Source organism: Streptococcus sp. k-378 (genome assembly GCF_013277505.1).
In the GTDB taxonomy this organism is placed as follows: Bacteria; Bacillota; Bacilli; order Lactobacillales; family Streptococcaceae; genus Streptococcus; species Streptococcus pseudopneumoniae.
Genome location: NZ_VMNC01000016.1, coordinates 1 through 10,074, shown reverse-complemented (window position 1 = coordinate 10,074; position 10,074 = coordinate 1). Strand labels below are relative to the sequence as shown.

General features: G+C 36.9%; 10 protein-coding genes and 1 pseudogene. 5 read left to right on the top strand and 6 right to left on the bottom strand.

The features are described 5' to 3' along the window. Positions 1-105: 105 nt before the first annotated feature. Together HT719_RS02220 and HT719_RS02215 are read right to left on the bottom strand one after the other, a co-directional pair. On the bottom strand, positions 106-1,092 hold the full coding sequence (locus HT719_RS02220; RefSeq protein ID WP_001030014.1) for a rhodanese-related sulfurtransferase: 987 nt from the start codon (positions 1,090-1,092) through the stop codon (positions 106-108). Between the two features lie 424 nt (positions 1,093-1,516). Further along, positions 1,517-1,639 carry a DUF3502 domain-containing protein gene (locus tag HT719_RS02215; protein ID WP_337456848.1) on the bottom strand — a complete coding sequence of 41 codons (123 nt, stop codon included), beginning with the start codon at positions 1,637-1,639 and terminating at the stop codon, positions 1,517-1,519. A 271-nt stretch (positions 1,640-1,910) separates the two neighbouring features. Between HT719_RS02215 and HT719_RS02210 the strand changes: the two genes are divergently transcribed. The 5 genes from HT719_RS02210 (at position 1,911) to HT719_RS02190 (ending at position 5,798) form a co-directional block, all read left to right on the top strand. After that, positions 1,911-2,303: a hypothetical protein gene (locus HT719_RS02210; protein ID WP_023941407.1), complete on the top strand. Its 393-nt coding sequence runs from the start codon at positions 1,911-1,913 to the stop codon at positions 2,301-2,303. A 147-nt stretch (positions 2,304-2,450) separates the two neighbouring features. Continuing rightward, positions 2,451-3,527, top strand: coding sequence for a hypothetical protein (locus HT719_RS02205; protein WP_023941408.1), 1,077 nt, complete (start codon positions 2,451-2,453; stop codon positions 3,525-3,527). Then, complete coding sequence (locus HT719_RS02200; RefSeq protein WP_000771482.1) at positions 3,528-4,349, top strand: hypothetical protein; 822 nt, start codon at positions 3,528-3,530, stop codon at positions 4,347-4,349. 4 nt (positions 4,350-4,353) lie between these two features. Further along, positions 4,354-5,181, top strand: a complete 828-nt coding sequence (locus tag HT719_RS02195) for a hypothetical protein (RefSeq protein ID WP_000402862.1) — start codon at positions 4,354-4,356, stop codon at positions 5,179-5,181. Positions 5,182-5,183: 2 nt separating this feature from the next. Further along, on the top strand, positions 5,184-5,798 hold the full coding sequence (locus tag HT719_RS02190) for an ATP-binding cassette domain-containing protein (RefSeq protein ID WP_000130638.1): 615 nt from the start codon (positions 5,184-5,186) through the stop codon (positions 5,796-5,798). A 191-nt stretch (positions 5,799-5,989) separates the two neighbouring features. Here HT719_RS02190 and HT719_RS02185 read toward each other — a convergent pair whose 3' ends face one another. The 4 genes and pseudogenes from HT719_RS02185 to HT719_RS02170 form a co-directional block, all read right to left on the bottom strand. Continuing rightward, the gene (locus HT719_RS02185; protein WP_083022243.1) at positions 5,990-7,465 is read right to left on the bottom strand and encodes an ABC transporter substrate-binding protein; all 1,476 of its coding nucleotides are present in this window, start codon (positions 7,463-7,465) and stop codon (positions 5,990-5,992) included. Between the two features lie 103 nt (positions 7,466-7,568). Next, positions 7,569-8,492 (bottom strand): carbohydrate ABC transporter permease, encoded by a 924-nt coding sequence (locus tag HT719_RS02180; RefSeq protein WP_055356821.1) that lies wholly within the window; start codon positions 8,490-8,492, stop codon positions 7,569-7,571. Positions 8,493-8,505: 13 nt separating this feature from the next. After that, complete coding sequence (locus tag HT719_RS02175; RefSeq protein WP_007284784.1) at positions 8,506-9,435, bottom strand: sugar ABC transporter permease; 930 nt, start codon at positions 9,433-9,435, stop codon at positions 8,506-8,508. Positions 9,436-9,802: 367 nt separating this feature from the next. Then, positions 9,803-10,018 (bottom strand): annotated as a pseudogene (locus HT719_RS02170) (transposase domain-containing protein); the annotation flags it as partial. Between the last annotated feature and the right edge of the window lie 56 nt (positions 10,019-10,074).

Genomic DNA, 10,074 nt, shown 5'->3' with positions numbered 1-10,074 from the left:
TTGAGCAGCCTGCAGCTAGCTTCCTAGTTTGCTCTTTGATTTTCATTGAGTATTAGATTTTTGAGTAAAAAGCATAGAAAAACAGCCCCTGAGGACTGTTTGATCTTATACAGTAGCTGCCTGATCCAAGCTTTCACCGATAGCGGCTAGGCGCTCGATCACTTCAGCTTGTGTCAATTCATTTTTTGAAACATAGCGGTTACGTGGGTGAACACGGCACTCGTGTGAGCATCCACGAAGGTACTTGTCTTCATTTTCTTCTGATGTCAAGATACGACGGTTACAGAAGGGATTTCCACAGTTGACATAACGTTCACATGGTGTTCCATCAAACCAGTCTTTCCCTACGATGGTTGGGTTGACATGGTTGACATCAACGGCGATACGCTCGTCAAAGACGTACATTTTCCCATCCCAAAGCTCACCTTGAACTTCTGGGTCTTTACCGTAAGTTGCAATTCCTCCGTGCAATTGGCCGACATCTTTGTAGCCTTCACGGACCATCCAGCCTGAGAATTTCTCACAGCGAACGCCACCTGTACAGTAAACCACGACGCGCTTGTCCATGAATTTTTCCTTGTTATCACGGACCCATTGTGGCAACTCACGGAAGTTGCGGATGTCTGGACGGATAGCCCCACGGAAGTGTCCTAGGTCGTACTCATAATCGTTACGTGTGTCAAGGACAACGGTATCTTTATCAAGAAGCGCTTCTTTGAACTCTTTTGGAGACAAGTAAGCACCTGTTGTTTCAAGTGGGTTGATGTCATTGTCAAAGTCGTTGTCTTCCAAACCAAGGTGGACAATTTCTTTCTTGTAGCGAACAAACATCTTCTTGAAGGCTTGTTCATTTTCTTCGTCAATCTTGAACCAAAGGTCTTCCATGCCTGGGAGACTGTGAACGTAGTCCATGTATTTTTGAGTTGTTTCATAGTCACCTGAAACTGTTCCGTTAATTCCCTCGTCAGCGACTAGGATACGGCCTTTAAGGCCGATTGATTTACAGAAAGCCAAGTGATCTGCAGCAAATTGCTCTGCATTTTCAATTGGAGTATAAAGGTAGTAAAGTAAGACACGAATATCTTTTGCCATAAGATTTGTTCTCTTTTCTATTCTTAAATTTTCTAAATTTTTTATTTATCCATACTAGTATACCTGCTTGAGAAAACGAATGCAATTTATTTGACTGGAAATTGTAGAGGGTTATCGAAATTTCCTGAATGGTTATACTCTTCGAAAATCTCTTCAAACTACGTCAGCTTCACCTTGCCGTAGGTATATGATACTGACTCTGTCAGTTCTATCCACAACCTCAAAACTGTGTTTTGAGCAGCCTGCGGCTAGCTTCCTAGTTTGCTCTTTGATTTTTATTGAGTATTAAAATAAGGATAAGAGAAAACAGGAATATCTATATCCTTGTGCCCAAAAAACCACTGCCTCCCCCAGATAAGCCTGAGGAAAGCAGTGATTCTTATTTTAGGAGTTAGGAATGAATACACGAAATCAATTTAGCTGATTATTTTTTGTTTTTCAAGAATTCATCGTATTGTTTTTGCATTTCGTTCAATACTTTTTCGTAGGAACCTTCAGATTTCAATTTTTCCATCAATTCTGGAATCGCTTTATCTGGGTCAAATATAATAAAATGAAATAAGAATCGAGCAATTTAATTTTGGAATCCAAATCAATTTATAACAATATTTTAGAAGAGATGCTGTACTATTCTAAATTCAATATAATAATTTAACCATATTTTATGAGATATGTAAATCTAATAACTTATTTTATAAAGACATTATCACATTCGAATTACAAATCACAAATACTTTATTTTGCGATTGACATTATAAAAAAAAAGTAGTACAATGTAAATGAAATCGGTTTCACTGAAATACAAAGGAGGTATTGTGATGACAAATTTGAAAAAATGCATCGCATTAGGACTGGGAGTCGCTTGCTTACTCCCCTTAGCTAGTCAGACTGTTTCTGCTAAGATGGTGTATTTCAATCTTCATGTTACACGCGAAGACTATTCCGTTAGTAGCCGAAAAACTGAAAAAACAGACGGCTCCCCTGCTGTTGCTAATATCACAGGTGGTCTTGGTTGGGGAAAAAAGGTCAGAATTCGCGCTTGGACTGCTGCTGAGGATGAGCCTGCAACTGAGATGAAAATAGCTGATTCAAATGGTCGCTATAATCTTCGCTATAACAATGGTTATGGAACAATTGGACGCTATTATTATCTCAACGCCTCTAAATATGGTTGGCTCAATTCGAATATAACAGGACGTTTTGACCCTTAATTCGTCTCAAAACAAAAAGTAACAAACATTGGGTTATTCGCTAGTTTATCATGTGAGCGCTCACTAGCCTAACGCCCCCTTCTAAGAGTAGAGGCATCATCTAAAAAGTATCATGTCTCTGCTCCTTTTTTAAAGGAGCTTTTTACTATGAAAAAATACCTATTATTTCTACTTATTCTTCCCTTTATCTTTTTAACAGCTTGTCAATATAGCCAAAAGCAAACAACTGAGATAAATAAGGAAAATCTTCCCATAAAAGAAGGTTATAAAGAGATAACAGAGCAAATCTATCTATCAGACCAGATAGATACCTCCTATAAAGAAGAATTGCCTTTTTGGGACTCAAAAAAAGGAGACAAAGAAACATTGGTAACAGCTATCCAAAATTTTATGGGAAGCGATAGTGAAATTAGTGAAATTATTGCCGATAAGAATCCTTTAACCAGACTCCAAAAAGGAAAGACCAGAGCAGATATTACCGTCAATAAAACTGGATCATGGATTCATTTAACATCTGATCAAATATCAGATCTATCAAGTGTTTTCCACAACCTACGATTAGACGCTATTGAAAATAATCTAAATCTAACCGACTTTAAAGAAGAACTTCCATTTTCAAAAGAAGACAGTGTTAACAAAGTTAAGCAGTTTCTAGATACCCTCCAATTAGGATTTGATGATTATGATTATCTCATCTACGCTATCTCAAAAGAAACACTCCTTGAGTATCTCCCAACCTACGAAAGAAATGCCAAAGAATTAAAAGGGACAAAAATAGAGAAAGACAGTCTGACTGATATGTGCTATGTTACTGTTTTTCCAAAACTTTCTAGTAAAAGAGTTATTGATGGCGAAACTCAGCTAGGTTCATCCGGAGAGATTAGTTTTATTCATGGTCCTGACCTAAACTTTATCATCACCCAAGCAGGGATTCAAGGAATTGATTTATCTGGTGTTATCTTACCGACTCAAAAAATAGATAAAATGGCGACTCTTTCTGTCCAAAAAGGATTAGATGTTTTAAAAGAAAAATACGAAAATTTGATTTTGGACAGTCCAATTTATATTGAGTCATTTACAATTGAGTATATACCTATTCCCACTCAAGAAAAAGAACTCTATGGAGGAAATCTCTATCGTCCCTTCCTAATCTATACAATCAAAGAAAAAGATCGTATAGATAAAGCAGTTATCGATCCCACAAACTGGAAAGAGGTAAGTTAGATGAAACTACTTCTCCCCTTTAAATATACGCTAAAAGATTGGAGGATTTGGATTGGATTACTCTTTTCCTTAGTAGTTGCATTGATGATGTCCTATACAGATTTAACAATAAAACTAGACGGAAGAAATTCACTTGCAGTCCCTGATTATTTCATGCTCTCCTTCTCTAGAAATCTAGCAATGTCATTATATATCTTAACAGCAGCTTCCACTGTAGTAACAGACTTTTCACAAGACTACCATCAAAATAGACTTCCTTTTTTACTTAGTCGTATGTCTCTGCGACAATACGCTTCTTCCTTCGTCAAACGGTTAATTTTCCGTTCTTATTTTGTAGGACTGACCTTAGGATTCTGTTTTTTAATTCTCCTCTCCTTTTATTTTCCCCTCACTAATTCTCACTACTCATCTACTTTTAGCAATCAGTGGTTGTTAAATCAAGGATTTATATTCCTTTTCTACTTCCTTCTCATTAGTCTAATTGGACTCTATTTTGCATTCTTTACTCTATTAGGTGGAGTTCTTTCCGTTTTTTACCCTAATGTGTTAATGGTCTATCTTCTTCCAAGTACAGCCTGGTTTGTCCTCACAACATTTGGTTTAGAGAGAGTTCTCCCTTTTTTTACTCTACCACATATCGTCTTAACGACAGATGATTATTTACGAGAAGGGCTAGCATATTTTCAAGTAGGTGACGAAAACTTTCGAAATATTTTTTCGTTGCTTTATCCTTATATTTTCTTAACTCTATGGGCACTTTTGTCAATAGAGATCATTCGACTAGCTCTTAAAAAACATTGGCATTTTTATGATAAGGAGTAATCTTATGGAGATTATACGTGTAGTAACTATTCTCTTAAAACAACAATTCACCTTTAAACGATTGTTGCCTATCTTAATTTTCTTTCACCTCTATACTTTGATTTTAATGCTACCTTTTTCTAATTTAGCTAATCACTTCAAAGAAACTTATCCTGTCAGCATTGTAACTGTTCTCTTCACGAGTCAATGGTTCACTGCAATTTCTATTTTATCTGTCATACTACTATTTAGCAATCTTCCTTTAAAAGATACTTTCCAGTTTTGGTTAATCTTAAAAATCGGACAGAAAAAGTGGATGCTCTCCCAGTTTATTTATCTGCTTATCGCGAGCTTAATCGCTTCGATTTACCAAATCATCAGCATTTTAATCACTTTTCTCCCTACACTACACCTTTCAAATCATTGGGGACGTCTCCTACCCTCCCTAGCTCAAGGACGCATTTCATTTCCGGAAGGTGTTGATAGCATGACGCATCTACGCTCAATTATACTGCAATATTATTCTCCCTATGGCGCTTTTTTTCAAATATTCTTATTGCTATTCCTTATGTTCATATTGATTGGGGGAGTGATTTTCGTTTTCAATAGTTATTATTCTAATTTAGGAAATACCTTAGCCTGTGGATTAGTTATTGTAGAATTATTTATTACAGAAGCTTCACGTTTCTGGATTAAATTTTTATCTCCTTTAACTTGGCTAGACTTCCATTATATTAAATACGAAGCCCATTCTGGCTTACTATCCCTACCAGAAATAATTACTCGTATCCTACTTTTATACCTTTTGCTCACCATAATCCTAGTTGTTATGAAAAAAATAAGGAGACAATAGATATGACAGACTTACATTTAAAATCTATTCGTAAAAACTATAAACACAATGTAATTTTTGAAGACCTTTCCTTTGAATTTTCCAGTGGAAATATATACGGAATTGTTGGATATAACGGTTCAGGAAAAACAGTTTTACTCAAGTGTTTAGCGGGATTAGAAGGTATAACTGAAGGAAAAATCGAATTAGATGGAAACATACTTGGAATAGATTTTCCCTTCTTACCAAGTGTAGGTGTTATTATTGAGACTCCAGGATTTCTGGAAGGTTATTCTGGTTTTGATAACTTACATCAACTAGCTCTAATCAAAAATAAAATAGGAGAGAAAGAAATCATTCAGAGTATGATAGATGTAGGACTCAATCCTAGTTCTTCTAAAAAAGTAAAACACTACTCTTTAGGAATGAAACAAAAATTAGCTCTAGCACAGGCTTTTATGGAAAATCCAGATATATTACTCTTAGATGAACCAATGAACGGACTTGATAAGCAATCTGTTCAAAAAATTCGAGAAAAATTACTCCACCTAAAAGAAAAGGGGAAACTTATTATTCTAGCTTCTCATATAGAGCAAGATATCGAATGTCTCTGTGATGAAGTTCTATACTTGGGATAAGAATGATTTATTACAGAGACAACACTCCTCATAAAATAGCAATTTTATACAAAAAGACCAACTATACCTGAATTATATTAGTTGGTTTATTTTTCATTCAAAAAATCACTGCCTTCCCCAGATAAGCCTGAAGAAAGCAGTGATTCTTATTTTAGGAGTTAGGAATGAATACACGAAATCAATTTAGCTGATTATTTTTTGTTTTTCAAGAATTCATCGTATTGTTTTTGCATTTCGTTCAATACTTTTTCGTAGGCACCTTCAGATTTCAATTTTTCCATCAATTCTGGAATCGCTTTATCTGGGTCTACAGTACCAGTGTTGATAGCTGTATCAAATTGTTGCATTGTGTTAGCGATAGCTGAGATTTCAGATTTCACATTGTCAGTATTGAAGATAAATCCAAGCGCTGGAGATTCTTTAGCTTCTGCCAATTCTTTCTTAGAATTTTCGATTTGTTGGTCTGTAACGTTTTCGTTGATATAAAGGATCCAGTTGTTACCAGTGTTCCATCCACCCATGTGAGTGTTTCCATTATAAGCATCAAGAACGCGAACACGGTTTTCTTTACCTTCAATTTTTTCCCAGTTCTTGCCTTCTGGACCGTAAACAAGACCGTTCAAAAGTTCTGGGTTCGTATTCAAGAGGTTCAAGATTTCCATTGATTTTTCTTTGTTCTTAGAGTTGTTTGAGATGACAAAGTTAGCAACTTGGGTTGTTTGGTTTTTCTTGATGAAGTTAGTGATTGGTTTGATTTGGATATCTTTGTTGGCAACACGTGAAAGCAAGCTGTTACCGTAGTCAGCTGGTCCTACTGTTTCTTCACGAACGAACCAAGTATCTTGTTGAATGTCAAATGAAGTATCGCTTGTTGCGACATCTTTTGGAATGTAGCCTGCTTCATAGAATTTGTGAAGAGTCTTCAAGTGTTCTTTGAAACGAGGCACTTCGTAACGGTTTACAACTTTAGTAGTATCGCCTTCAAGGTCAATAACGAATGGAAGCCCGTTTGCTACTGGGTAGTCAAAGTTATCAGATGGGATGAAAATTTTACCAATAGCAAATGGCACTACATCTGGAGCTTTTTCTTTAATTTGTTTCAAGACTGGCTCAAGAGTTTCGTAAGAAGTAACACCTGAAATATCGATACCATATTTGGCAAGGAGAGTTCCGTTGAAGGCAAAGTTTTGAGATGATGCAACGTTGGCTGCAACTGGTACAGCGTAAATCTTACCGTTTACAGTATTACCCTTGATGTAGGCTGGGTCAAGTGCTTTGTAAAGGTCTTTACCTTCTTTTTTGTACAATTCTGTCAAGTCAGCGTAAGCACCTTTTTGAGCATTTACAATGTAGTTATCTGCAAAGGCGATATCATAGTTTTCACCAGATGATGTGATAACTGACATTTTCTTACCATAGTCACCCCAGCCAAGGTATTGGATATCCAATTTGGCACCAACTTTTTCTTCGATGATTTTGTTGGCATTTGCTAACAATTCATCCAAGTTGTCTGGTTTGTCACCGATTTGGTACATTTTGATAACAGGTTTGTCACCTGAATCAGCAGCTTTTTTGCTGTTACCTGTCAAGTTTCCACAAGCAGCAAGACCTGCAGCCAAAGCGACTACACTAGCAGATGCAAAAGCATATTTTTTCCAGTTTTTCATGATAAAAACTCCTTTTTTTATTTTTAAACTTATAAACAATGTAATGATGTTAACTTCACGCAAGGGAAGTTTGGAAATGAGAAATGTTCTTTCTCAATAAACACTATTCTTTCACACCACCGATAGTCAAACCTTTTACAAAGTAGCGTTGGAAGAATGGATACAAAATCGCGATTGGAAGGGTTGCAACCACAACCATGGCCATACGACCTGTTTCTTTCGGTAGAGCAACTCCCAGTTGACCAGTCAAGCCGACCGCTTTGGCAATGTAGTCCATATTTTGTTGGATTTGCATAAGCAAATATTGCAATGGATACAAGTTGTCACTCTTGATGTAAAGAAGGGCGTTGAACCAGTCATTCCAGAAACCAAGTGCTGTCAAAAGCGTGATGGTTGCGATACCTGGTAGTGACAATGGCAAACAGATTTGGAAGAAAATCCGAGCCTCACTGGCACCATCGATACGAGCCGATTCGAGAATGGCTTCTGGAATGGTCTTCTTGAAGAAGGAACGCATCAAGATGATGTTAAATGGTGAGAGAAGCATTGGAACAATCAAGGCCCAAACAGTATCCCCAAGCTGAAGCACACGGGTCACCATGATATAACCTGGTACCAAACCAGCGTTGAACAACATACTGAGAAGGACGAAGATGGTAAAAAATCTGCGATACTTAAATGTTGTCCGTGAGATAGCGTAGGCATAGGTTGTTGTGATAAAGACATTTGTAAATGTCCCAACTACGGTTACAAAGACAGAAATGAAGAGGGCTTGTAAGATTTTATCCTTAAACTGTGCCAAGAACTCAAAACCGTCTAATCCAAATTGGGATGGGAAGAAGCTGTAGCCGTATTGGAGGAGGCTTTTCTCGTCCGTCACTGAAATAATGACAACGAATACGAAGGGTAGGATACAAGAGAGGGCAATCAAACCCGAAATGATACTGAAGAAGATATCTGCTTTCTTACTGAAGGAGTGAATGCCGACATTATCAATTTTTTCTTTTTTAATTTTCTTTTCTGCCATATTCTCCTCCTTTCTAGAACAAAGCTGAGTTTGGATCAACTCGTCTTGCCAGTAAGTTTGATAGAACCACCAGAATCAAGCCGACTACTGATTGGTAGAGACCTGCTGCTGAAGCCATCCCGATATCCGCTGTCTGGGTCAAACCATTATATACATATACGTCCAAGACGTTGGTTACGTTATAAAGCTGACCAGCATTGTGAGGGATTTGGTAGAAGAGACCGAAGTCTGCACGGAAGATATTTCCGACTGCAAGGATGGTCAATACAGTTACCAGCGGTGTCAACTGCGGAATGGTTACATTGCGAATCCGTTGCCATTTGCTGGCTCCGTCTACTGTCGCTGCTTCGTAGTAGGTTGGATCAATTCCCATGATTGTCGCATAGTACATGACACTGCTATATCCAAAACCTTTCCAAATACCTAGGAAAAGTAGGAGATAGGGCCAAATTCCCAAATCAGCGTAGAAGTTGACTTCTTTTAGACCAAGACTTTCCAATAAATGGTTGAACACCCCTTTATCAATGTTTAGGAAGGCATCTGTAAAGAAACTGATGATAACCCAAGACAAGAAGTAAGGGAACAACATAGAAGTTTGGAAAATCTTCACCATTCTCTTGGAACGGAGTTCACTGAGGATAATGGCAATCCCTACAGATACAACCAAACCTAGAAAGATAAAGCCAAGATTGTATAGGACAGTATTTCGTGTGATAATAAAGGCGTCTCTTGAACTAAATAAGAATCTGAAATTATCAAGTCCGACCCATTTACTATTTATGATACTATCTATGAAACCATTACTGGTCATGTGGTAGTCTTTGAAGGCAACCACGTTCCCAAATACTGGAATGTAGAAGAATAGAATCAACCAGAGCGCCCCTGGCAAAACCATCAAGAGAAAGATCCAGTTGTCTCTCAAGGTTTTTGAAAACTTATTCATAATTTCCCCCCTTTTTTATTTTGATATCCATCTAAAAATTCCTTTTTAGACTTTTGATAACGATTACATTATTAGTATACTCCTATTTGCAGATTAGGTTAAACTCCTAATTATAGAAAAAACTCCACAAATTATGTAGCAGATTTAAAACTTTATCACCACTATCAAACAAATGTTCTAAATCAATTGTTTATTTTATCTCTATTAGCCTAATGATAGATACCTTGTTATGACGCACTGACACTAAATTTTAGGACAACTGATGCTAGCTAGTATTTTCAGAAGAAAAGTAACCGCCCAATAACGAAGTATATTGAAAAATCTCCAGACTAGAGAACTCACGGATAGTTCCTAATCTGGAGATTTCTTATTTGCACTTTTCTTGTACAACTTTATTCCATGGTAAATAAGCCTCTAAAACCTCTTTGTTTACGAGAGTTTCCTCGTTTGGAAGACATTCTAGAAGATAGGATAGATATTTTTCACTATTTAGTTGATGACGTTTAGCTGTTTCCAACAAACTCATAATAATAGCTGTTGCTTTAGCTCCTTCAAAACTTTGAGAAAACAACCACCCTCGCTTTTTAAAATTTAGCTTAGGCTAAAAGAGTCCACCGGACTCTTTTACTACGTCCCATA

Bases quoted from the DNA above. Each gene is read 5' to 3' on its own strand.
- HT719_RS02220 (WP_001030014.1), bottom strand. From the start codon at position 1,092: ATGGCAAAAGATATTCGTGTCTTACTTTACTACCTTTATACTCCAATT.
- HT719_RS02210 (WP_023941407.1), top strand. From the start codon at position 1,911: ATGACAAATTTGAAAAAATGCATCGCATTAGGACTGGGAGTCGCTTGC.
- HT719_RS02205 (WP_023941408.1), top strand. From the start codon at position 2,451: ATGAAAAAATACCTATTATTTCTACTTATTCTTCCCTTTATCTTTTTA.
- HT719_RS02200 (WP_000771482.1), top strand. From the start codon at position 3,528: ATGAAACTACTTCTCCCCTTTAAATATACGCTAAAAGATTGGAGGATT.
- HT719_RS02195 (WP_000402862.1), top strand. From the start codon at position 4,354: ATGGAGATTATACGTGTAGTAACTATTCTCTTAAAACAACAATTCACC.
- HT719_RS02190 (WP_000130638.1), top strand. From the start codon at position 5,184: ATGACAGACTTACATTTAAAATCTATTCGTAAAAACTATAAACACAAT.
- HT719_RS02185 (WP_083022243.1), bottom strand. From the start codon at position 7,465: ATGAAAAACTGGAAAAAATATGCTTTTGCATCTGCTAGTGTAGTCGCT.
- HT719_RS02180 (WP_055356821.1), bottom strand. From the start codon at position 8,492: ATGGCAGAAAAGAAAATTAAAAAAGAAAAAATTGATAATGTCGGCATT.
- HT719_RS02175 (WP_007284784.1), bottom strand. From the start codon at position 9,435: ATGAATAAGTTTTCAAAAACCTTGAGAGACAACTGGATCTTTCTCTTG.